Origin of the sequence: Leuconostoc garlicum (assembly GCF_001998805.1) — a bacterium.
Taxonomy (GTDB): domain Bacteria; phylum Bacillota; class Bacilli; order Lactobacillales; family Lactobacillaceae; genus Leuconostoc; species Leuconostoc lactis.
The window spans coordinates 394,103-417,843 of record NZ_CP016329.1; the positions used below are offsets into that span (position 1 = coordinate 394,103).

Sequence of the window (23,741 nt, forward strand, 5' to 3'; positions counted from 1 at the left end):
GTTATTTTTTTGAAATAATGGGTTTTAACACATTTTTATGAGATTACATCCATAAATAACTGTCCGAAATTAAAGACAACCGTTACGCTAATTTACGATCAGCCCAGCGTGCGACTAATGACAGACCGTAATTCAAGACGAAGTAGACCAGCGTAATCACAATCAATACTGGAATAATATACGTCGAGTTCTGCGCATAAACAATCTGGCCACGATACATCAATTCGGCCAACACAATTCCCATTGCCAAACTGGTATCCTTCACCAATGAAATCAATTGTGAAATAATTGGTGGAATCATTTTCTTATAAGCTTGTGGCAAAATGATATAAATCATCGTTTGCATATTACTCAAGCCGTTCGCACGCGCACCTTCAAATTGGCCAATATCAACTGATTCCAAGCCACCACGCACAATTTCAGCCAACATCGCTGATTCAAACGTACTCATCGCAATGATTGTGGCCCAAAAGACTGATAAGTGAATCCCAATCTTTGGCAACGCAAAGTAAACAAAGAAAATAATTAACAATAGTGGCAAATTACGAATCACGTTATTGATTGTGCCGACAAATTTTGAAAAATAAGGAATACGTTCAAATTGAATAATTCCAACAATTGAACCAAAAATTAAACTCAAAATAACTGAAATGAGAGATACGCCAACCGTGATCCCCAGTCCGCCTAATAGATACGTCACATTTTGTGGTGTAAAGGCACTAAAAAATCCTAATGTCGCCATAATTCCTCCTTACGCTGCCTGCTTGAGCTTACGCTCAAGGTGCTGCATATAGTAACTCAACGGTAAGGTAATAATGAGATATAAGATACCGACAATGATATAGGTTCCAAACGTTTCAAACGTATTGGCTGCAATCATGTTACCTTGATACATCAAGTCCAAACCACCGACAAAGGCTAAAATAGATGAGTTTTTAACCAAATTGATAAATTGGTTACCCAGTGATGGTAAGGCCACGCGGAACGCCTGTGGCAAAACAATATGGCGCATGGCTTGTGCAAATGACAACCCATTTGCACGTGCACCTTCCATTTGCCCACCATTAACCGCCAAAATACCCGCACGGACAGTTTCAGCAATAAACGCTGATGTATACAACATCAACGCGACAGTTCCTGAAACAAAACCACTCATTTTAACGTACTGTGATACGACCAAGAAAAAGAAGAACGTAATTACCAAAAGTGGGATATTTCGGAAAACTTGGACATAAATATTACCAATGCGACGGACCCACGCCTGTGGCATCACTTGCATTACCGCAAACACCGTTCCCAAAATCAAGGAACCCACCAGTGCAATCACACTCGATAGTAACGTGTAACCAAAGCCCTGCATCAAAGTTGGAAAATTATTCTGAAACAATTCAATCATCACTTCGCCTCCAAACTGTGCCAGTCAAGACCAGGAACATCACTGAACCACTTTTTAATTAACGCGTTGTAGACACCATTCTTTTTGATCGTTGCTAATGCCTTATTGGCTTCGCGAATCATTGGGCCTTGATCATTATCAAAGGCAATCCCGTAAGGCCCATGCGTAAATGTACCACCAGCAATGTGATACTCTGGGTTTTCAGTTGCAAAACCATACAAGATCGCGTTATCAGTTGACATCGCTTGCCCTTGACCACTCTTCAACGCTTGCATACCTGTGGCGTAGTCTTGCACTGCCAAAACCTTTGCCTTAGGCGCAAACTTCTTAATTTCAGTCGCAGCAGTTGTCCCCACGACCACAATAATCGTGTACTTTGAATCATTCATATCTTGAACAGAGTGAATGCCAGAGTCTTTTTTCACCAAGATTGATTGTCCGGCGTCAAAATATGGCTTAGTAAAGTCAATAATCTTTTCACGTTCTGGCGTAATTGTCATCGTTGAGACAGAGCCATCAATATTGGTGTTCTTCAACAGCTGCATCTTAGAAGATGCTGATACTGGGATAAATTGTGCTGACATTGGCACGCCAGTTTGTTTTGAAATTTGCACCGTCAAGGCTTTGGCAATATCGACGTCAAAGCCTTCTGGTGTCCCTGTTTTGGTATTCATCAGACCAAATAACTTGGTATCTGCTTTAACACCCCAGACAATACGACCCAGTCGTTCAACACGCGCCAACGTGTCTTCATGTTCTGAATTTTTCTTAGCTGTGGCTGTTGCCCACATTAAACCGAGGACAATAACGGCAGCTAAAACAATTGTTGCAATAATGCCAAATTGTCGTTTTTTAGCTTTTTCCATAATTTACTGTGCGTTCAGATTACTCTTAAACGCCCCTCCTCTATTCTTAATGATGTTCAACTTGGCTCAAGAACTTCTTGGCACGTGCTTCCTTTGGATTATCAAAGAATGCCTGAGTCGTGCTGTCTTCCAAAATTTGCCCATCAGCCATGAAGATCACGCGATCAGCCACCGCCTTGGCAAAGCTCATTTCGTGTGTCACGACAAGCATTGTCATAGATGAATCCTTGGCAATATCTCGCATAACATCCAACACATCACCGATCATTTCTGGATCCAATGCTGAAGTTGGTTCATCAAACAGCAGGGCTTTTGGCTTCATCGCCAGTGAACGCGCAATGGCCACACGTTGCTTTTGACCACCAGACAATTCAGATGGCATATTCGCTGCTTTGTCGGCCAAACCAACTTTTTCCAGCAACTCCATCGCAATTTTTTTGTTTTCCGCTTCATCACGCTTCAACACCAAACGCGGTGCCAGCATGATATTTTCTAATGTTGATTTATTGTTATATAAATTGAAATGCTGGAACACCATCCCAACATTCTTACGGATACGGTTCATATCCGTTTTTGGATCGTGTAGATCAAAGTCATTGACCAGCAACTGACCTTCTTGAATTTCTTCCAATCCATTGATTGTCCGAATCAACGTTGACTTTCCTGACCCAGATGGGCCAATCAACACAACAGTCTCACCTTCATCAATCTTCAAATTGATATTTTTTAATGCGTGAAAGTTGCCATAGTACTTCTCAACATTTTTGAATTCAATCATTGACATGAATAAATTTCTCCTTTTTCTCGCAAGTGCTTTAACGCGGCACACGGTCCCGATACAAAAAAGGACGATTATCGTGCAATACGCAGGCATATTACACGATTCGCCCCAGTCTGCTCATACTTCTATTCTACGTGTCACCCGACATTTTAAATTAATCCATGGCAGGAAACGTGACATAAAAAATGTGAGTTTCTTAACATTACACCCGGTCAACTAACTGCCGTCTCATCATCTGTCATCCCTTGCAAACGATATAGGTTATAGTAACGGCCGCGTTGCGCCAGTAACGCATCATGCGTCCCCCGCTCGACCACTTCGCCTTTATCTAACACGAGAATTAAGTCAGCATCCTTGATGGTCGACAAGCGGTGCGCAATCGCAATTGTTGTCCGATTCTGGCGCATTTTCCGGAGTGATTGTTGAATCAATACTTCCGTCTCTGTGTCCACATTGGCGGTCGCTTCATCTAAAATCAAAATTTTTGGATCTTTAACAATCGTTCGGGCAAAACTAATCAACTGCTTTTCCCCAGCTGAGAAGCCTGAACCGCCTTCTTGTACTTTGGCATGATATTGACCGTCCAGCTCATCAATAAAACTATCTGCCCCAACGAATTCAGCAGCCTTAATAATTTGGTCGTCGGTAATCGTGTTATCATACATCCGAATGTTAGAGGCGACATCCCCATAAAACATAAACGGTTCTTGCAACACCAAGCCCATTTTTTGACGCAAATCAACGGGATCAATATCCCGAATATCCTGCCCATCGAGCAAAATTTCCCCACTTTGAAAATCGTAAAAGCGCATCAATGTGTTAATCGTTGATGATTTACCGGAACCGGTATGACCAACCAAGGCCACGGTATCGCCAGGATTCGCTGTAAAGGTCAAATCCTTTAAGATGGGGTGTTGTCCATCATAACTAAAGTTGACATGCTTAAATTCAATTTTCCCTTGGGTAATTTGCTTATCTGCGCCTGGATTTTGCGCTGGAGCATACGTGTCATCATCCAAAATACCCAAAACACGATAACCAGAAACCAAGCCTTCTTGGAAAGGACTAAACAAATTCATCACATTTTCTAATGGACTAAAAATATTATTTAAATAGGTAGTAAACGCATAAATCACCCCAGCTGAAACGGCAGTGGTCATCGACAAAACCCCGAAGTACCAGAGGACCAGCACCATTGCGCCCCCCAACATTAAATCAATCATCGGCTCTAATAACAACGCATCAGCTTTAATCATTTTAAAACGCGCATTGAAATATTCACCGTTGACCTTGGCAAAGGCCTTTTTAAACCGATCTTCTTGGTAAAATTCTTGAATAACATCAATTCCGGTAATACTTTCGGCAATTTTAGCATTCAAATGTGAGAGCCGTTCACGCATATGACGGAAAAGACTCGATGAGAAACGCTGGTATAATACCACCGAAATGACAATAAACGGCACCACAACTAGCATCAACAACGTGGCTTTCACACTCACCGTCAGCATCCCGATATAAGCACCAATCATGCTCATCACCACAAAGGTTAATTCCACGAAAAAGCGCCAAAAATCCGCTAATGAAGCCGTATCATTGTTCACGCGCGTCACCAAAGATCCCGCCGGCACGCGATCAAAGAAACGCATCCCTAAGGTGTGCAACTTCTCAAAGACCTTGACGCGAATATCTTCTAACGCATATTCTGCGGCCACCGTGAAATAATAGGCATTCAGACCATCCGTAATAGCTTGACAGACCCGAATAGCGGCGACCAACAGGGCAAAGCTCCACATGATTTGGATGGTGATATTGTCCCCTTGATGCAGGTAAGTCGTCATATAGTAAGCAATCACACGTGGTGCGGCTGCTTGCAAGAGCGCAAAGACACCACCAATTGCAAGGGCGACAAAAAACATCTGGCGAAAGGGCTTTGCTTGTTTCATCAACGTGGTAATCACCCGAATTTGTGTTTTGAGCGGAATACTTTTCGCCCAGACTGATTCATTATTTTCAGACATCAGCGCCCGCCTTTCCATCTAATTTTTCTTCTAATTCTGTTGCTAATTGTTGTTGGCGATACATCTCGGCATACCAGCCGTCTCTGGCCATTAACTCGGCATGCGTGCCGCGTTCTTTAATACGGCCTTGGTCAAACACAATAATCTCATCGGCATTCATCACCGAACTCATCCGATGCGCGGTAATAATTGTCGTTTTCCCTTGGCGATCGGCCTTCAAGGCTTGTAAGATTTGCTTTTCCGTCCGTGCATCAACGGCTGACAAGGCATCATCTAAAATTAAAATTTCCGGATCAATGATTAACGCACGCGCAATCGCCAAACGTTGCTTTTGACCACCAGACAAGCTCACCCCGTGCTCGCCAACTTCGGTGTCGTAACCAGCTGGCAACGCTAAGACATCTTCATGAAAGGCGGCTTTTTTAGCGGCGGCTTCGACCACCGCTTGTGTTTCATCAATATTGGCAAACCGAATATTGTCACGAATCGTTGTCGAGAATAGGAAGTTTTCTTGCGCCACATAACCAATCGCGCGTAAATACGCCGCAAAAGTGTAATCCTTAATGTCCGTACCACCCACTTTAATCGTGCCTTGATAGTCATCAAATTGCCGCAATAACAACTTCAATAATGTGGTTTTTCCTGAACCAACACGCCCGACAATGCCCAAAGTTTCACCGGCTTTAACTGTAAAGTTAATGTGCTCTAAGGCCAAATTCGCCTCGTCATCATCAGGATAACTAAACGCGGTCACGTCAATGACCAAGTCACCCGTTGCCCGTGTCGTGACCGCATCTGGCTTTTCGACCACCGCAGATTTTTCAGACAAAATGTTTTGGACACGAATATATGACGCATTTCCACGTTCCAAGACGTTAAATAACTGCCCCAAACCAAACATTGGCCAAACTAATAAACCAAGATAAGTCGAAAATGAGACCAGTTGCCCAATCGTAATGGCTTGATTGACGACCAACGAGCCACCATAGGTAATCATAATCACATAACTAATGGTCATGATCAGTGTTGCCATTGGGCCAAACATTGCGTCAATGCGAGCAACCCGCTTATTGATTTGAATCGTTTCTTGCACTTGCGCCTCAAAAGCAGCGGCATCTTGTTGTTCTTGACCCAAAGTCTTAATAGCTTTAATCCCAGCAATTGATTCTTGGGATTTGTTAGATAAGCGGGAAAAGGCTTCTTGCGACGCCGTAAACGCCGCACGAATTTTCGGCGATAAGTAACGCACACCGATAATCAACAAGGGTAAAGGCAAAATACCAATTAACGTTAAACGCCAATCAACCACCAGAATCATCGAGGCCACCGTGAAAATAATCACCACCACAGAGTCAACCAACATTAAAATACCACCCGACGCCACACGCTGGATCGCTGATAAATCGTTGGATGCGTGCGCCATTAAATCACCCGTGCGATGCCGTTGATAAAACGTGGTATCCATCGCCATGTAATGGTCGAAAAGCTGTTGCCGTAATGTTTTTTCTAGTAACGCTGATCCCTGAAAAATGTGGGTAATCCACGCGTAGCGAAAACCATACATTAAGAGCGCAAACAACAAAATCCCACCAGCATAAAACACCAGCCCCTCAAATGTTAATTCTCGGCGTACAACTTTATCCGTGAATTGCCCAATCAGTGCCGGTGACACCATTTGTGAAATTTCTGTTAAGAATAAAAAAGACAACCCTAAAATATAAAGCCGTTGATGCGCTTTAAAAAACCACATCAATTTTCCAAAAATACTCATGTACACCTCCCTTTTTAACCATTGTTATATTATTTAATCGTCATTTTTCACATAACAACATCATAAAAGGCATTATAACACACTATTTTATGAGAAAAAAATCACGTTTAAACCTGCTACAATGACCCACAAAATGCCAAATAGCACCTGTCGCCGTTTGTGCAAGCTCATCACCCCAGCAAACTCGCGCAAAAAGGCCGGTATGCGATGCTGCCAAACCGACACTCCACCACGACCACGCGCTGAAATGCCTAGTGTTTGCGCAATCAATGCACCCCGAAAAACGTGGTAATCACTCGTATAAAACGTTAACGGTTGCCCATCAAGCAAAGCCGCACTATAACGAAAATTTTGAATGGTATTCCGTGACTGATCTTCTAATCGTGTTTGCGCCAGCGGGACACCATAGCGCAAAACGGCATGTTCCCGCATCGCTGCAGCCTCACTCCGTTGCTGATCGTCACCTTGTCCACCCGAAAATACGATAATCGGGAAAGGGGTCATTTTTTGAGCATCTAACACCGCTGCTCGGATACGCGCATCCACGATTTTACCAACGTGATAGCCATCCGCTAAACCACCGCCTAACACCACAAGCGGGCCAACTTTAGGTGGCCGGCTGACAATCCCATAAGCCACACTGCTGATTAAAAAGCGACTAAACTGCCAGACAAAATAAAACAGCAACCACGGCGCAGCCAGCCGCCACAATGACCACGGGGATAACAAAACTAAACTGATTAAATAGCCACCAATAATGCCTGGTACCAGTAACCGCCGTGATTTTTTCCAACTGTACCACGCAATGCTCAGCATTAAAATAATACCCATGAGTACAGCTATACTGTAGCTCCCGAAACGAATAGCTTGCCAGCTGGCTGGCGATAAGTTGAGCCAATGTTGACACAATAAAATCACACTCAATACAATAAAAACCCCATACGTACCGATTGTCATCGTCGCGGGGTTTTTCTGCAATTGGTAGCCAAGCGCTACCAATAATAATCCAATTGTTACAAGATAAATGAGGGTTATCATAGCCTTATTGTATCACGTTACGCTGTCGTAAATGGATTTGTTGCTGTATCTGGGACGCGCACTAAGTCAAGCGCCACCAATCGTTCAGCAATTTGCACAGTGTTCCAGGCCGCCCCTTTGAGGAGGTTATCTGACACGACCCACATATGGAAAGCATCGTCAACTTCCAAATCTGGCCGGACACGACCGACAAATGTCTCGCGCTTGCCCGCCGCATTAACCGGTTGCGGATAAAGTTGCTCGGCTGGATTATCTTCCAGCACGACCCCTGGTGCTTGGCTTAAGACTTGTTGAATTCCCTGTGCCGTGGCCCCAGTACCAGCCGCTGTTTCAAAGTAAACCGTTTCCCCATGTCCAATTGGCACCGGCACACGCACAGCCGTGCCAGTCACTTTCACGTCACGGGAATCCTTATCACCAAACATAATTTTCTTGGTTTCGTGAATCATTTTCCATTCTTCATGGGTGTACCCATCATCTTCAAATACATCAATTTGGGGCAGTAAATTGTAGGCTAATGGATAGTGCTTAGCCGCACCACGGACTGGCAAAACGGATGCCGTGACCGGTTCACCGGCGTTATAAGCCGTTGTTTGCGCGACTAATTCATCCCAACCTAATTGGCCTGCCCCAGAGGCAGCTTGATACGTTGACACAATCACCCGCTCTAGACCATAGGCTTGGCGAATGGGTTCCAAGGCCACTACCATTTGAATGGTTGAGCAATTTGGATTGGCAATAATGCCTTGATGCGTTTGCAAAGCGGCTTCATTGACTTCTGGTACCACCAGCGGCACGTCATCATGCATGCGCCAATAACTTGAATTATCGACAACAACGGCACCGCGCTTAACTGCCTCAGGCGCAAAGCGCTTTGAAACTGAGCCGCCGCCTGATGCTAAGACCAAATCAACACCGTCAAAACTTTCTGGCGTGGCTTCTTCAACCGTCACTGGTTCGCCTTTAAACATTAAAGTCGTGCCAGCCGAACGTGCTGAAGCCAATAACTTAATTTGACCAACCGGAATCGTTGATTGTTCCAATTGTGATAGCAAACGTGTGCCAACTGCGCCAGTGGCGCCCAAAATTGCCACATGATAAGTTTTTTCTGTCATTTTGTTCTCCTCAATGTTAAGTTTGTTACGCTGTGTGTCCTAATCGACAAGTACGCGGTGCAAGCGATCTTGCATCCCAGTCATGATTTCCCAAGGGGCCAAGCCCGCGTGTTGGGCGACATCTTCCAAAGTATTTTCTAACCCACCATCACGACCAATGAGGGTCACTTTTGTTCCCACAGGATATTCTCGTGGTAAGCGAATCATCATTTGATCCATGGCGATTTGACCAACAATGGGTGCGTATTGCCCATCAACAATCACGTTAAAGCCGGTGAGCTTACGCAACCACCCGTCGCCATAGCCAATTGGCACTGTGCCAATCCATTCGTCGCCCGTCGTGGTGTATTTGTGGGAATAACTAATGCCTTCACCCGCCGGCAGTTGCTTCACAAAGTTGATTTCACTACGCAAAGCCATGACTGGCTGCAACTCATGGCCATCGGCCAATTCGCCACGGGAAGGTTCCACGCCATACAGGACTGTCCCCACGCGAATGACGTCGTGTGGGACTTCGTCAGCGTGATACATGGCAGCCCCAGAGTTGGCGACGTGATAGTATTCTGGTTCCGGTAAGCCATCAGTTAGCGCATGCCAACGCGCCAGTTGCATCTCAAAATAATCAGTATTAGCCGAATCGGACTCGGCAAAATGCGTCGCTAAGCCAACATAGTCAAATAAATCATGATGTGCTTGGACATAAGCAATGGCTTCGGCCAGCGCTGCACGATCACGGAAACCAATTCGTCCCATTCCCGTATCAACCCCTAACGAGACATGCAAACGTTGTTCACCGGACAAATAAGTCGCCGCCTCTTTTAACCAATCAAGCGACACAACCGTAGCCATAATATGTTGGACAGCCATTAATTCCGCATATTCTGCTGGTGAAATCCCTAAAATTAAAATTGGTGCCGTCAATCGCTCATGGCGTAAGGCCAAAGCTTCATCAATAATGGCTACCGCTAAGCCGTAGACACCACCCGCGACAGCTGCTTTAGACGTTGGGATTAACCCCAAGCCGTAGGCATTAGATTTAACAGCCAAAAAGATTTTGTCTGCGCCTGATGTTTGCTTCACGACGGCGACATTATTTTTTAAAGCTTTTTGTGATATTTCAATTTGTGTTGGCCTTGTAATTGCCTCTACCATAGTCACACCTTTTTCTCATAAAATAAAAATCCGTGGCTGCTAGGGGGGCAGTCACGGATCGCAATAAAAAACGCTTATCTCCGTCATAGCACCCCGCATCCGCGACAGTCCATTGGCTCTTAACCAATGGCCCAGCTAACTGACATGATAGTGTCAGTGCTTCGGCCATATCCCCTTTTACTTGTTTCAGCGTATCTATCAATACTCCACAAGTGACTCTTGTCTACGGCAACCTCTATGATTTTCTCATTGTTTTTATTCTATTCTAATACTTTTATTTTGTCAAATGCATTTAAAATGACTGTTTTAACCACTGTCGGTCTCCAGTGGCCAGTCATCCTAGTTAAGCTCACCCAAGGACATTACTGGCAGTTCCGTACGTACACTGATTTGATTAGCCAATGTTGTCTTCCCACTACCCACAGGACCAATAATTCTAATTTTCATGCGCACACCGCAATGCCACCTGACAGAAGACATCTGAATCATCGTTGATTAGGATATGTTCCACACTCACTGACACAATGGTCGTCATGATTGTCAGTGGTGTTTGACCCAATGCTACGATTAACTGTTGCGCCTGCTCTGGTGTCACACCTTGTGCAATTGTCATGTGGGGTATATAGGGGATATCTTGTCGCAGATGGGCAGCAAATATTGGTGCCTGATATAACGCATCATGCATAGCCGTAATTATGGCAGCGCCTTGATCAATAACTAGCCAAACGTACCCATTGTCAGGCTCACCAGCAACTCGGTTCAATGTGATATCAAACGCCGAAAAACGCTGCATCACATCCGTGACAACCTGTATCACTGTATCGTCTGAACTGTCACTCTCAAAAGGAAAAACCAGTGAGATGTGTGGCGCAACATGCTGATACAGCGTATCATACCGTTGTCTCACGTCATGGACAAGGTCATGATTAATACGTGGTAATAATAAAATTGATCGCAATCCCATCACATTTCCCGTCCTGTTCGTTATGATGAACCATTCAACATTAAAAATTGACTTTGGTTACTTCGCCACTCAACAAAGCATGTGAACTACCACTATCATCAACTAGTAGTAATTCTCCACGTTGCCCAACCCCAACAATTTTACCAGTGATAACGGTTTGCCCAACTTGTACTGACACGTAACGGCCTGTTAAATAAGCATGTGCTTGATAATAGGCAAGATGTTGCCCTTGTTGATAACCCGCAAAGTCGGCTTGCAAGGCTGTGAAAATCTGACGGACCAACACATTTTTATCCACATCAACGTCAAGTGCCCCAATTTTATCCCGCAGTTCGGGTGGCACAACCGTGGCTAAAATATTCAAACCAACGCCAATACTGACTTGCGTGAGCTGACCTGCGGTCAGAATGCCCTCGGCAAGAATGCCGGCAATTTTGCGATCCTGATAATATAAATCATTCACCCACTTCATAGCTACTTGAATACCAGTCACTTCAAAAATGACCTGCGCAATCGTTGCGGCCACGCCAGTGGTCAATAGTCCGGCATCAAAATTACCAGTTGGCACGTCAAAAACAAACGTCATATACACACCGCTCCCTCGCGGTGAGAAGAATTGGCGCCCAAATTTCCCGTACCCAGCCGTTTGTTGATTGGCAACCACAGCAAAAGGCCGAGCCACGCCTGCGTTCAGCATGTCTCGACCTTTTATCATTGTTGACGCAACCACATCAAAAACTGTCATGTTTTTCGGCATGTTGTTTTGTGTCAGTAGTTGCACCATACTAATCTGTTTCTTTCTTATAGGATAGCGCCGCAACGTTTAATTCACGGTCACCAAAGCCCTTTGTAAAGCTCACTTCGTGGGAAACGATAATGACATTTCCTGGGAACTTATCAATCGCTGCCCGTAGGGCATTTTTCGTCCCTTCATCCAAATGGTTGGTTGGCTCATCTAAAATCAAGAAATTACTTGGTTTCATTTCCATAATGGCCAACTTCACTTTTGTCTGCTCACCACCAGAAAGTTGTTGCAGCGGCTTTTGCGCGTTTTCAGCGTTAATCCCTGCCGCAGCCAATCGTGTCCGCAACGCCTTTGGTTCTAGCGTTGGGAAACGATCTTGCATTTCTTGTAATGGCGTCTTTGTGTCATCATCCCATGCCAAGTCTTGGTCGAAGTAGTTAACGACGGCAGATGGTGAGAATTCAGCTGTCCCGTGTAAGGCAGGAATCACACCGAGAATTGACTTAATCAATGTCGACTTACCAGCCCCGTTGAACCCTTTAAAGACAATCTTTTGTCCCGTTGTCACTGAGAAAGTTACTGGCTCCAAGACTGGGGTCACGTAACCAACGGACAAATCATTAACTGTCAATGCGTTGGCAGATTGTGAGTTCACATAAGGGAAATTGAATTTTGCTTGTAATGTTTCTGACGGTGGATCAATCTTTTCCATGCGCGCCAGCATCTTTTCACGTGACTTCGCTTGCTTTGAAGTTGAGGCCCGCGCCTTGTTCTTGGCGATGAACTTTTGGGCTTTTTCAATTTCGCCCTGTTGCTTTTCATATTGACGCAACTGTTGTTCCGTACGCTCTTCTTTTTGACGCATCGCTTTCGTGAACGAGCCACGATATTTGGTAATCTTACCAAATGACACATCAATAATCGCGTTGGTCACTTTGTCCAAAAAGTCAAAGTCGTGGGAAATAATCAAAGCCGCGCCTTCATAGGTTTGCAAGAAATCTTGCAACCAGGCAATATGGGCAACGTCCAGATAGTTCGTCGGCTCATCCAAAATGATGACGTCATCATTTTCCAGCAACAACTTGGCCAAAATGACTTTGGCACGTTGACCACCGGACATTTGTTCCAATTCACGATCACGACCGATAGCTTCTAAGCCCAAACCGGAGATAACGCGTTCGATTTGCGTATCCACATCATAAAAACCGGCAGCATCCAGTTCTTCTTGCATGCGACCGGCGCGGTCCAACAACTTGTCGTTCATGGTTTCCGCGTACTCATTGTAGAGTGCGGTAATGCGGTCTTGCTTATCATATAAGTCTTGATAAGCAGTGTGCAAAAAATCAACCAAATTCATGCCGTCAGGAATTTCAGCATACTGGTCCAAATAGCCAATTCTTAGGCCTTTTTGCCAGTCGATTTTCCCAGACAAGGGTAATTCTTGTCCGGTAATAATCTTAATTAAGGTTGACTTGCCGGCACCATTTTGACCAACAATCCCCATGTGTTCGCCTTGTTGTAGTTCAAAGGCTGCGTCTTCATATAAAGTTTTTTCTGCGTAGGCCATTGTAAGGCCACTGACTTCTAATAATGCCATAAGTTTAAGTTTACCATACTTTAAATCAACATTGAGTAAATATGTGGTATTTTATCCCGCTGGTTGGATTCAATAGCCGATTTTGTTTGGGCAATGGTTTGGCGTGTAAAATTAGCCATTTCCTGCATGCCAATCATCTCATAGACTGAAACCACTGACATAATTTGTTCATACCCAGCCGTAACTTGGCCCTGCAACATCATCAGTAACCCTTCATCTAAGCGTAACCGCAACCGTTCACTCGTCCAATCAATCATAAATTCATCGGCTGCCTGAATGACTTGTGCTTCAAGGGCTAACATCTCAGCCGCCCCCGCTTGATCAACATACATGAGGCCGTTAAATGCCGTGTGAATAATATCGACTAACCGCTTTTTCTCAGATCTTAATGCCGTGTAGACCTGTGCCCGTTGAATTGCCAATCGTCCCAAGACGAGTAGATCATCCGGCTGCATGCCAATATAAAAAAGGGTAAATAAATCAAGTTCCAACCGTCCCCATGTTTCCGCCTTTTTTAAAAATTGTACGGCTGGTTTAACATGTTGCTGAACACCAGGATACTCATACATCTCCTTTTTGACCCCATCATCTTCGGCTGTCAGGCCGATTTTGATCATCAGACCAAAATCACGCATAAATCTGGCACTTAAACCACTACGACCACTTGTCAAATCACGGGTCGCCCGTGCAATCATCCGATCAAGTTGCTGACGTTCGCGTATTTTACCAGACTGCACCCCCATCTCTTGCAACAACGTGTACATATAATTATCCCCAGGTTCCCCACCGAGAAATAAGAATTCATCATGACTCACACCCATTTCAGCTAATAAGCGATCCAATCGGTCTGCTGATAGCCGTGATTGGCCCTTTTCAAATTTGCCAATCAGTGAGCGTGAGATGTTTTCTTGTTCTAAATCAACAATTTTTAACCCTTTGTCTTCACGTATTCTTTTAAATGTTGCCCCGTAATCCATTTGTCACCGCCAGAAAGTAGCATATATTCGCTTTTTGATTTGTTGTTCAGTTTACTGGATAAAATGAATTTACGCAATTCAAAGGAGCAAAACATATGACATTACTTAAAAACAATCGCGCTTTTCGCATCATGATCACCGCCCAACTATTTAATAATTTAGGCACTAGTCTGTTTAACATTGTTTTTCTCATGATCGCAGCGGCGCGCCCTCATGCCACTTTAGCAGTCACTGCTGTCGCGTTCATCACCTTTTTGCCAGATCTATTTGCCATTTTACTAGGCAATTTAGCCGACAAAACGCACGATCATTTGCGCGCTTGGTCAATCACCAGACGTACCCAAGCCACTATTTTTCTGGTGATGTCCGGCTTACTGTTTGCCTATGAAACCCGCACCGTGACCTTCATTGTGTTGCTGGGCTTAATTTTTATCAATGATATTTTAGGGCTTTATAGTAATTTATTGATGGCACCTATCTCACGCTATATTTTAGCTCAAAAGGACATGCAGACTGCCATGAGTCTCGAACAAGCCGTTAGTATTACCATGGCCATGGTTGGTGGTTTTTTCGGCGCTGGCTTGTTTAGCCTTTTACACAACAATGCGGCCGTCTTCAGTTTCATTAATGCTTTACTGTTTATCATCGCATGGCTCGTGATGACCACCCACCAGTCGTATTTTACCGATGCCCAGCAGCAAATTAGCCAAAATCTCGCCCATCATCCCCGAACCACACTGTTTTCTGATTTCAACATCACCTTTATTTCAGTCTACCGTGATCACCTCTTTTTCCAACTCATTGTACTTGCTGCCGCTGTTAACTTTGTTAGTACATCATTAGCCGGCCTGTTTAATTTGACTTTATTACAAATGCATCAGCTTATGATTGGTAATTTTGGCACTACTGTAGCCATATTTGGTGCTGTGGAAACCATCAGTATGTTACTAGGTTCCATTGTGGTACGTGATATTTTTCAGCATATGACCACCAAACAATTAATTGGGACAGCTTGCGGCCTATTACTATTACTAGGCTTGGTACCAAGTATTTGGCCAAATCGTCTTGTTTGGTTACTCCTAATCGCCGGTATCGGCTATGTTTCTGCTAAAATTAATCCACGGATTGGGGCTATTATGATGCAACGTGTCGCACCTGATCGTTTAGCCAGTGTTGGCGGTCTAATCAATACTTTAGTCCTCGCCACCGCACCATTGGGACAACTCTTATTTCTCAGCTTAGCCAATGTCATCACACCCAGTTTTGCTTGGCTGACCATGTCAACCTTGTTATTCATCATCATTGGCTATACGATTTACACCCGCCATCGTGACCTTGAACGAGTTGAAAATTAGTAAAATTCAGCTATACTTATTAATATGAAACCACGTAAATTAAACATTAAAACAATTCCAGCAACTAATACAAACCGTGCCTACCGTTTTTGGCGCGATGTTTTTGACTTGCCCCAATCAGGCCATCAATCCGGCCGTCATTTAACACTAGATGGCGAAGATATTGTGTTTGTCACGGGTGAGCCAACCGATCAACTCGAATTATTAGTCCGAGATCACCAAGTAGACTTGCAAAAGCATTTGAAAAATAATTTTGTAACGTTAGTTGGCGAACCCGAAGCACGTTTTGGCAACAAGATCGCCATTAAAATCAAAGATTCTGAAGGTAATCTGATTACCATTGAAGCCAATCAGTAAAAAAGCCTGACACGATGTGTGTGGTGTACCCAAAAAGTTAAAGTAAAATAGTTTAGTTCATTAAGCGGCCAGTTGTCGGTATTCTACCGGTGAGTGGCCGTTTAATTTTGTTTGGATGCGTGTGTTGTTGTAATACAGTATCCACTTTTTAACGGCCTCTATCAACGCTTTAGCTGATGAATACTTGTTTAGTGGCCCGATTTCAACTTTAAGCTTATTGAAGAAGCTTTCCATCACCGCATTGTCTAGAGCAGTCGCACGACGCGACATGCTTTGGATAATGTGGTTTTTCTTTAGTGTTTTACGCCATGTTCTGTGGCGATATTGCCAGCCTTGATCCGTATGAATTGTTGTACGATACGAAAGTTTTGGCAGTTGCGCTACGAGCTGATTAAGCGGTTGTAAGGTAAAGGCGAGATCTGGACGCGTGCTAATGGCATAGGTAAGAATCTCATTGTTATACATATCAAGAATCGGTTCTAAATAGACCTTTTCACCAGTCGCTGAAATCTTAAATTCAGTAACATCGCTAGCTAATTTTTGTAATGGCCGATTAGTCTTGAAACGACGGTGAAGCTTGTTCTTCACACGTTTTCCTTCAGGTCCTTTGGATGAATCATACTGACGTGATTGCTTATTGTAGCCAACACCCTTTAGCCCCATTTCATGCATTAGCCGTTGTACTTTCTTGTGATTTACCGCTTTAAACGCTGGTTGTTGACGTAACTTTAAATACACTCTTCGCACACCGTAGTGATTATCAGCTTCCCAGATTGTCCTAATAGCCGCACGAAGGGGTGCATCAGGGTCATCATTTTTAAACTGTCGTTTCCAGTAATGCACTGTACTTTCTGCGATTGGCAGAACCTTTAGGATAGCCACCAATTTAAATTGCGCCTCGAGCCGGCAAGCTACTTCTGCGAGTTGTCGGTTCGTTGCTGAATCGAGGCTAATAATTTTAACGCTTCATTTTCAATCTTTAGTCGTAGGTTTTCGTCTTCTAGTTGGGCAATGTGTTTTTCAGTTTCTGTGAGCTGTTTTACTTGCTTAGGTTTCTTATTAGCCATTCTAGGTGATCGTCCTTTTTGAATAGATAATAACCCATTTGGCCCTAGTTGTGAATAGATCTTCTTCCACGAAACAATTTGGGCAATGCCTGTATAGCCGAACTTAGCAGCCACTTGACTATGAGAAGCGTTATTTTGAATGGCCCATGATGCCACTTTAATCCTAAATTCAGGTGTGATTGCTGGTGGATTAAATAATATATCTGATCCAAAACTTTTGTATGCGGCAATAAGCATGCGAAAGACACTGTTAGCAATACCATATCGAGCAGTAATGCCACGTATGGAATATTTTCCAGACAGATAATCTTGAATTGCCTGAAGTTTAATTTGTTTTGAAATTTTAGTCATAAATAAAACCCCGAAAGTTGCTTTAACTTTCGGGGTACACCACAGTGTCAGGCTTTTTTACTGGTCTTAGGTTGTAATACGAGACGCGATACGGCACTCGCAATCAAAATACCAATCGCTAATGGTAGAATCGCTGAACCATCTAGATGTGTGATTTCAATCAACATAAACATGGCCATCAGTGGTGCTTGTTGTGAAGCTGCCAGCAACGTGCCAGCCCCCAAAATCGCCCCTTGACCGATGTTAACGCCTGGGACCCAGTAAGACAGTACCCAACCAGCAACAGCGCCTAAAGCACCACCAATTGAAATTGATGGTGTCAATGTACCACCGGATGCGCCTGACCGAATAGTCAAAACTGTCACAATAGCCTTTAAGCCCGCACCAACCAATAACACAATGATAATTTGCTGATAACGCGCACTCCCGCCAATTGCCAACTGCGCTAGTGACCGGCCATTACCCATAATTTCTGGGAAGAAATAAGCAATGCTACCCGTTAAGAGTGAGACAACAGGTAATTGCCATAAAATATGACGTGTTTTAGTCTGATTTTTTTCAGCCCATTGGAAGCATTTTCTAAACCAGCTCCCCGCAAAGCCACACAGCGGTGCCAAAATGATCACAAACAAGACACTGCCAATGGGAAATTTCACATCATCTAGTAAATAATAAGGGTTAAATCCCTTCACTAATGAGCCAATCCCCATGGCGATGGTTGACATCGTCAAGCTCACGCCAATTGTTTTCAAATCATATTTTTTATACATGATTTCAACGGCAAACAGCATCCCCGTAATGGGTGCAATATAGATACCGGCAAAACCAGCACCGGCAGCTGAAGCAATTAATAGTCGGCGATCATCACTGGAAAGCGGTTCGATGTGATGACGAGACAAGAATGCTGTCCATTTTTCAGCCAATACGGCACCAACTTCACGAGGCGCCAATTCACGACCAACTGAACCACCCGTTCCAACATAAAAGATCTGGGTGAAGTCATGCAACAACGTCTGCCAGAGGGGCATTTTGCCACCAGCCAACGCCTTGTTGACACTAATGGTTGGCGTTGTTTTTGTGCGTAAAAACCACCAAATCACAGCAGCAATCACACCACCTATGACAACGGATAGTAGTCGTACTAAAGGCATTGTCGCAATCGGCGCTGGCATTTTAGCCGTTTCGCCATATTTCAAAAACAAATGCTCAATACTTTCTAAGAAGAATGACAGTACGAGCGCCCCCACACCCGACGTTATCCCCAAAACAATGGTAGAGAGTACTAGTACACTCGCATTTTGTTTAAACCATGGTATCTGATGAGGTTTTTTTGATGATAACTGATTTTCCATAACATACCGCCCCTAAACTAATTGAAATTTTAGCCTTTTTCAAAAAAAGCACAACTTTTTATATTTTAACATAAACAAAAGCGTATTTTTTCACAAATTCGATCGATTAATGCTAAATTCGATAACAACATGCCTCATTATAGCGCTTCCACTAATTGCACTAGCTTTTTTTCGGCAAATTCTTAAAAAGTTTATTTTTTTCTATTACTTTTTTGATACTTCTTAAGTAAATGTTAATCGTTTGTAAAAAGATATACGTTTAACATTTACTCCGTTATAATTCTCTCTTGTTCGCTATAACACAAATCGTTAATGGGAGAAAAGAATATTGAAAAACGCAACACAAGTTAGAAAAAAACTTTATAAAGCCGGTAAAAACTGGGTTGTCGATGGTGTCATCACAGCCGGTGCTGCCCTAGCCTTTGTCGCCGGGGCAACGACTGCTGCAGCTGATAGTAACCAAAACACAACTGGTTCACAGGTGACAGCGCCAGCACCAGCACCAGAAGCGGCAGCGGCAGCGACGACTACAACGACAACGCCGACCACTGCTGCAGCAACAACGACAGCCGCTCAGGCAGATACCAGTAGTGCAACGACACAACAACCCCCTGTCGCGCCCACTACACCTGTAGCACCAACATCGGCACAACCTGCCACAACCGCAACAACGACTGAGCAACCGCAACAACCAGCAGCTGACACTGCCCCCGCCCCACAAACTGGCTACGTGGAAAAAGCTGGGGCTTGGTACTATGTTAATGCTGATCAATCCTATGCAAAAGGCTTAACGACCATTGCGGGTCACTTGCAATACTTTGATACCACTGGCCGTCAAACAAAGGGCGCCTACGTCACAGAAAACGGCAGGACTTACTATTTTGACGCTAACACGGGTAACGCCTTGACTGGCTTGCAACACGTTGCCGGTCAAACAGTGGCTTTCAACACCCAAGGTGAACAAATCTTCAGCGATTTCTACACGGCCGCTGACGGCCAAACGTATTATTTTGGTGCCAACGGTCAAGCGGCAGTCGGTGTCACAAGTATCGCTGGTCACAATTATTATTTCGACGCTGCGGGTCAACTGAAGAAAGGCTATGCTGGCGACATTGACGGCCAAATGCGGACATTTGATGCCACAACTGGTCAAGAAGTGTCAGCAACCACGTCACAAATCACGGAAGGTTTGACTGCTCAAAATGACGACTACACGGTCCACAACGCCGTGCATAGCACTGCCAGTGCGGACTTTGATAACCTTGATGGTTATTTGACAGCATCATCTTGGTATCGTCCAACCGACATTTTGCGCGATGGTAACAAGTGGGAAGCTTCAACAGCCACGGACATGCGCCCAATTTTGTCGGTTTGGTGGCCTGATAAGCAAACCCAAGTCAACTACTTGAACTACATGTCACAACTTGGCCTTGTCGAAAACCCAACGCCTTATACCCTTCAAGATGATCAAGTCGCCTTGAACAAGGCCAGCGAAACGTTGCAACAAGCCATTGAAACCAAGATTGGGTTGACAAACAGCACCGACTGGTTAAAGACGGCAATGGCTAACTTTATCACCACACAGCCACAATGGAACCAAACGAGTGAAGATCCAAACAGCGATCATTTGCAAAAGGGTGCCTTGACGTTTGTGAACAGTCCCCTCACACCAGATACAAACTCTGCATTCCGCTTACTCAACCGTACCCCAACGAATCAAACCAATACCCAAAATTATACGGTTGATAATTCAAAGGGCGGCTACGAATTGTTGTTGGCTAACGACGTGGATAACTCAAACCCCGTCGTGCAAGCCGAACAATTGAACTGGTTGCACTACTTGATGAACTTTGGCTCAATTACCGCCAACGATGCTGACGCGAACTTTGATGGTATTCGTGTTGACGCCGTCGATAACGTCGATGCCGACTTGCTACAAATTGCAGCTGATTACTTCAAAGCGGCTTATGGTGTGGACAAAAACGACGCGACAGCAAACAAGCATTTGTCAATCTTGGAAGATTGGAGTCACAATGATCCCCTTTACGTCAATGACTTTGGGGACAACCAACTGACAATGGACGATTACGCCCATACGCAATTGATTTGGTCACTAACCAAGAACTCAGACATTCGTGGTACCATGCAACGTTTCATGGACTACTACTTGGTTAACCGTAGCCAAGATAGCACGGAAAACACCGCCACACCGAACTATAGTTTTGTGCGCGCCCACGATAGTGAAGTGCAAACGGTCATTGCTCAAATCGTTTCTGATTTGCATCCTGACGTTGAAAATAGCTTGGCACCAACACCAGAACAACTAGCGGAAGCCTTCAAAGTCTATAATGAAGACCAAAAGCTAGCCGACAAGAAATATACCCAATACAACATGCCAAGTGCCTACGCCATGTTGTTGACTAATAAAGACACAGTGCCTCGTGTTTACTATGGTGATCTTTACACGGATGACGGTCAATATATGGCCACAAAGTCCCCTTATTTCAATGCGATTGACACGTTGCTCAAGGCCCGTATTCAATATGTTGCCGGTGGGCAAGCCATGGCTGTGGACAACCACGACATTTTGACTTCTGTCCGTTACGGTAATGGTGCCATGACTGCCACTGACAAGGGCGACGCCGATACACGGACCCAAGGTATCGGGGTTATCATCAGTAACAACAAAGATTTGGCTTTGCAAGCTGGTGAAACGGTGACGTTGCACATGGGCGCTGCCCACAAGAAACAAGCCTTCCGTCTGTTATTAGGCACAACGCAAGATGGCTTGGACTATTACAACACCGATGATGCACCAATTCGTTACACAGACAACAACGGTGATTTAATCTTTAACAGCCAAGATGTCTATGGCGTTCAAAATCCACAAGTGTCTGGCTTCTTAGCTGTTTGGGTACCCGTTGGGGCCACAGCTACCCGAGATGCGCGCACAGTGTCAGATACAACCAGCCACACTGATGGTAAGACTTTCCATTCAAATGCCGCTTTGGATTCACAATTAATCTATGAAGGTTTCTCAAACTTCCAAGCCTTTGCGACAACCCCTGACGAATACACCAACGCCGTCATTGCCAAGAATGGGTCATTGTTTAAGGACTGGGGTGTCACAAGCTTCCAATTGGCACCACAATACCGTTCAAGTACAGACACGAGTTTCTTAGATTCAATCATTCAAAACGGCTACGCCTTTACCGACCGTTATGATCTTGGTTTCGGTACACCAACTAAGTACGGCACAGTGGATCAATTACGCGATGCGATTAAAGCCTTGCATGCCAGTGGTATTCAAGCCATTGCCGACTGGGTCCCTGACCAAATTTACAACCTACCTGGTCAAGAACTTGCCACAGTAACACGGACGAACTCATATGGTGACAAAGATCCTAATTCAGACATCGAAAATTCACTTTATGTGATTCAAAGTCGTGGTGGTGGGCAATATCAAGCCCAATACGGTGGCGCATTCTTGAGTGACTTGCAAGCCATGTATCCCTCATTGTTTGAAACAAAGCAAATTTCAACGAACTTACCAATGGATCCATCAACTCGTATCACGGAATGGTCTGGTAAATACTTCAACGGCTCTAACATTCAAGGTAAGGGTGCTGGCTATGTGTTGAAAGATGCTGGTTCAAGTACTTATTACCATGTGGTCTCAAACAACAACGATGCCACTTACTTACCCAAGCAATTGACCAATGACTTGTCAGAAACTGGTTTCACGCACGACAACCAAGGTATTATTTACTACACATTAAGCGGTACGCGTGCGCAAAACAGCTTTGTTCAAGACAATTCAGGGAACTATTACTACTTTGACAACACAGGTCATTTGGTCACTGGTGCCCAAACCATCAACACGCATCACTTCTTCTTCTTGCCAAACGGCATTGAATTGATGCAAGCCTTCTTCCAAAATGCTGACGGCTCAACCATTTACTTCGATAAGCGCGGCCAACAAGTCTACAACCAATACATCGTTGACCAAACTGGGGCAGCTTACTACTTTGGCACTGATGGTCGTATGGCGATCAACGGCTTCACGGATGTCGATGGTCACCGCCAATACTTTGATCAAAGTGGTCATCAACTTAAGGATCAGTTCATGACTGATACCAATGGTCACGTGTACTACTTTGAAGCGGGTAACGGTAACATGGCCACTTATCGCTACGCACAAAACGCCCAAGGTCAATGGTTCTACCTTGGTGGTGATGGGATTGCCGTGACTGGTTTGCAAAACATTAACGGCGCTAACCAGTACTTCTACACCGATGGCCACCAAAGTAAGGGTGAATTCGTCGTCTTAACTGACAAGACCATTTACACGGATGCCACAACTGGTAATCTAGTCGTTGGCGTGCAACAGCTTGATGGCAAGACTTACGTCTTTACCACTGCTGGTGCCATGCTCACAAACCAATACTACGAACTTGCTGCTGACCAATGGTTACACCTAAGTGCGCAAGGTCAAGCTGATACTGGTTTGACAACCATTGGCGACCAATTGCAATACTTTGGGACTGACGGTGTCCAAGTGAAGGGTGCCTTTGTGACTGATCCAGCCACTCAAGCCACTTACTACTTTAACGCCACAACTGGGGATGCTGTTGCCAACCAATACTTCCACATCAAAGGCGATTGGTATTTGACAGATGATAACGCACGTCTTGTGAAGGGCTTTAAAGTCGTGAACAACAAGGTGCAACATTTTGATGAAACAACTGGTGTGCAAACCAAGTCAACACATTTGACAAAAGCACAAAAACAATATATTTTCGATCACAACGGTGATCTCGTCAATATGTAATGAAAAAT

Annotated in this window: 19 protein-coding genes and 1 riboswitch; of the genes, 3 read left to right on the plus strand and 16 right to left on the minus strand. The window is 44.4% G+C overall.

From position 1 onward, the window contains the following. Positions 1-82: 82 nt before the first annotated feature. The 13 genes from A9176_RS01975 to A9176_RS02035 form a co-directional block, all read right to left on the minus strand. Positions 83-742, minus strand: a complete 660-nt coding sequence (locus tag A9176_RS01975; RefSeq protein WP_029510087.1) for an amino acid ABC transporter permease — start codon at positions 740-742, stop codon at positions 83-85. 9 nt (positions 743-751) lie between these two features. Continuing rightward, positions 752-1,393, minus strand: a complete 642-nt coding sequence (locus A9176_RS01980; protein WP_029508931.1) for an amino acid ABC transporter permease — start codon at positions 1,391-1,393, stop codon at positions 752-754. 2 nt (positions 1,394-1,395) lie between these two features. After that, positions 1,396-2,262, minus strand: coding sequence for a transporter substrate-binding domain-containing protein (locus A9176_RS01985; RefSeq protein WP_077281997.1), 867 nt, complete (start codon positions 2,260-2,262; stop codon positions 1,396-1,398). 46 nt (positions 2,263-2,308) lie between these two features. Beyond that, on the minus strand, positions 2,309-3,046 hold the full coding sequence (locus A9176_RS01990) for an amino acid ABC transporter ATP-binding protein (RefSeq protein ID WP_029510084.1): 738 nt from the start codon (positions 3,044-3,046) through the stop codon (positions 2,309-2,311). A 209-nt stretch (positions 3,047-3,255) separates the two neighbouring features. Further along, positions 3,256-5,061 (minus strand): ABC transporter ATP-binding protein, encoded by a 1,806-nt coding sequence (locus A9176_RS01995; RefSeq protein WP_077281998.1) that lies wholly within the window; start codon positions 5,059-5,061, stop codon positions 3,256-3,258. After that, positions 5,054-6,832: an ABC transporter ATP-binding protein gene (locus tag A9176_RS02000; protein ID WP_077281999.1), complete on the minus strand. Its 1,779-nt coding sequence runs from the start codon at positions 6,830-6,832 to the stop codon at positions 5,054-5,056. Before A9176_RS02000 ends, A9176_RS01995 begins: the two co-directional genes overlap by 8 nt. 87 nt (positions 6,833-6,919) lie before the next feature. Continuing rightward, positions 6,920-7,870 carry a YdcF family protein gene (locus A9176_RS02005; protein ID WP_077282000.1) on the minus strand — a complete coding sequence of 317 codons (951 nt, stop codon included), beginning with the start codon at positions 7,868-7,870 and terminating at the stop codon, positions 6,920-6,922. 17 nt (positions 7,871-7,887) lie between these two features. Further along, a complete protein-coding gene (locus A9176_RS02010; RefSeq protein ID WP_029510080.1) occupies positions 7,888-8,985 on the minus strand; it encodes an aspartate-semialdehyde dehydrogenase in 1,098 nt (365 codons plus the stop codon). Positions 8,986-9,024: 39 nt separating this feature from the next. Next, on the minus strand, positions 9,025-10,137 hold the full coding sequence (gene alr / locus A9176_RS02015; RefSeq protein ID WP_029510079.1) for an alanine racemase: 1,113 nt from the start codon (positions 10,135-10,137) through the stop codon (positions 9,025-9,027). Positions 10,138-10,215: 78 nt separating this feature from the next. Next, positions 10,216-10,383, minus strand: a riboswitch (Lysine riboswitch). 190 nt (positions 10,384-10,573) lie between these two features. Further along, the gene (locus tag A9176_RS02020) at positions 10,574-11,101 is read right to left on the minus strand and encodes a 2'-5' RNA ligase family protein (RefSeq protein ID WP_077282001.1); all 528 of its coding nucleotides are present in this window, start codon (positions 11,099-11,101) and stop codon (positions 10,574-10,576) included. Between the two features lie 40 nt (positions 11,102-11,141). Further along, positions 11,142-11,885: a biotin--[acetyl-CoA-carboxylase] ligase gene (locus tag A9176_RS02025; protein ID WP_181407084.1), complete on the minus strand. Its 744-nt coding sequence runs from the start codon at positions 11,883-11,885 to the stop codon at positions 11,142-11,144. Position 11,886: 1 nt separating this feature from the next. Next, the gene (locus A9176_RS02030; protein WP_077282002.1) at positions 11,887-13,443 is read right to left on the minus strand and encodes an ABC-F family ATP-binding cassette domain-containing protein; all 1,557 of its coding nucleotides are present in this window, start codon (positions 13,441-13,443) and stop codon (positions 11,887-11,889) included. A gap of 20 nt (positions 13,444-13,463) precedes the next feature. Continuing rightward, complete coding sequence (locus A9176_RS02035; protein ID WP_077282003.1) at positions 13,464-14,420, minus strand: Rgg/GadR/MutR family transcriptional regulator; 957 nt, start codon at positions 14,418-14,420, stop codon at positions 13,464-13,466. 95 nt (positions 14,421-14,515) lie between these two features. Here A9176_RS02035 and A9176_RS02040 point away from each other — a divergent pair, with 95 nt between their 5' ends. Together A9176_RS02040 and A9176_RS02045 are read left to right on the plus strand one after the other, a co-directional pair. Beyond that, a complete protein-coding gene (locus A9176_RS02040; protein ID WP_077282004.1) occupies positions 14,516-15,775 on the plus strand; it encodes an MFS transporter permease in 1,260 nt (419 codons plus the stop codon). A 24-nt stretch (positions 15,776-15,799) separates the two neighbouring features. After that, positions 15,800-16,132 (plus strand): lactoylglutathione lyase, encoded by a 333-nt coding sequence (locus tag A9176_RS02045; protein ID WP_077282005.1) that lies wholly within the window; start codon positions 15,800-15,802, stop codon positions 16,130-16,132. A gap of 60 nt (positions 16,133-16,192) precedes the next feature. On the opposite strand, the gene A9176_RS02050 is transcribed toward A9176_RS02045, so the two are convergent. From A9176_RS02050 to A9176_RS02060, 3 genes are read right to left on the minus strand one after another with little or no spacing between them, the layout of a single operon-like run. Beyond that, on the minus strand, positions 16,193-17,014 hold the full coding sequence (locus tag A9176_RS02050; RefSeq protein ID WP_157093711.1) for an IS3 family transposase: 822 nt from the start codon (positions 17,012-17,014) through the stop codon (positions 16,193-16,195). 29 nt (positions 17,015-17,043) lie between these two features. Next, the gene (locus tag A9176_RS02055) at positions 17,044-17,550 is read right to left on the minus strand and encodes a transposase (protein WP_077281831.1); all 507 of its coding nucleotides are present in this window, start codon (positions 17,548-17,550) and stop codon (positions 17,044-17,046) included. Between the two features lie 47 nt (positions 17,551-17,597). Next, positions 17,598-18,902 carry a chloride channel protein gene (locus A9176_RS02060; protein WP_077282006.1) on the minus strand — a complete coding sequence of 435 codons (1,305 nt, stop codon included), beginning with the start codon at positions 18,900-18,902 and terminating at the stop codon, positions 17,598-17,600. Positions 18,903-19,230: 328 nt separating this feature from the next. Here A9176_RS02060 and dsrLL point away from each other — a divergent pair, with 328 nt between their 5' ends. Continuing rightward, the gene (dsrLL, locus tag A9176_RS02065) at positions 19,231-23,733 is read left to right on the plus strand and encodes a dextransucrase DsrLL (RefSeq protein WP_077282007.1); all 4,503 of its coding nucleotides are present in this window, start codon (positions 19,231-19,233) and stop codon (positions 23,731-23,733) included. Positions 23,734-23,741 lie beyond the last annotated feature (8 nt).

Excerpts from the sequence above, each read along its gene's own strand:
- A9176_RS01975 (WP_029510087.1), bottom strand. The coding sequence starts at position 742 with ATGGCGACATTAGGATTTTTTAGTGCCTTTACACCACAAAATGTGACG.
- A9176_RS01985 (WP_077281997.1), bottom strand. The coding sequence starts at position 2,262 with ATGGAAAAAGCTAAAAAACGACAATTTGGCATTATTGCAACAATTGTT.
- A9176_RS01990 (WP_029510084.1), bottom strand. The coding sequence starts at position 3,046 with ATGTCAATGATTGAATTCAAAAATGTTGAGAAGTACTATGGCAACTTT.
- A9176_RS01995 (WP_077281998.1), bottom strand. The coding sequence starts at position 5,061 with ATGTCTGAAAATAATGAATCAGTCTGGGCGAAAAGTATTCCGCTCAAA.
- A9176_RS02000 (WP_077281999.1), bottom strand. The coding sequence starts at position 6,832 with ATGAGTATTTTTGGAAAATTGATGTGGTTTTTTAAAGCGCATCAACGG.
- A9176_RS02005 (WP_077282000.1), bottom strand. The coding sequence starts at position 7,870 with ATGATAACCCTCATTTATCTTGTAACAATTGGATTATTATTGGTAGCG.
- A9176_RS02010 (WP_029510080.1), bottom strand. The coding sequence starts at position 8,985 with ATGACAGAAAAAACTTATCATGTGGCAATTTTGGGCGCCACTGGCGCA.
- alr (WP_029510079.1), bottom strand. The coding sequence starts at position 10,137 with ATGGTAGAGGCAATTACAAGGCCAACACAAATTGAAATATCACAAAAA.
- A9176_RS02020 (WP_077282001.1), bottom strand. The coding sequence starts at position 11,101 with ATGGGATTGCGATCAATTTTATTATTACCACGTATTAATCATGACCTT.
- A9176_RS02025 (WP_181407084.1), bottom strand. The coding sequence starts at position 11,885 with ATGGTGCAACTACTGACACAAAACAACATGCCGAAAAACATGACAGTT.
- A9176_RS02030 (WP_077282002.1), bottom strand. The coding sequence starts at position 13,443 with ATGGCATTATTAGAAGTCAGTGGCCTTACAATGGCCTACGCAGAAAAA.
- A9176_RS02035 (WP_077282003.1), bottom strand. The coding sequence starts at position 14,420 with ATGGATTACGGGGCAACATTTAAAAGAATACGTGAAGACAAAGGGTTA.
- A9176_RS02040 (WP_077282004.1), top strand. The coding sequence starts at position 14,516 with ATGACATTACTTAAAAACAATCGCGCTTTTCGCATCATGATCACCGCC.
- A9176_RS02045 (WP_077282005.1), top strand. The coding sequence starts at position 15,800 with ATGAAACCACGTAAATTAAACATTAAAACAATTCCAGCAACTAATACA.
- A9176_RS02055 (WP_077281831.1), bottom strand. The coding sequence starts at position 17,550 with ATGACTAAAATTTCAAAACAAATTAAACTTCAGGCAATTCAAGATTAT.
- A9176_RS02060 (WP_077282006.1), bottom strand. The coding sequence starts at position 18,902 with ATGGAAAATCAGTTATCATCAAAAAAACCTCATCAGATACCATGGTTT.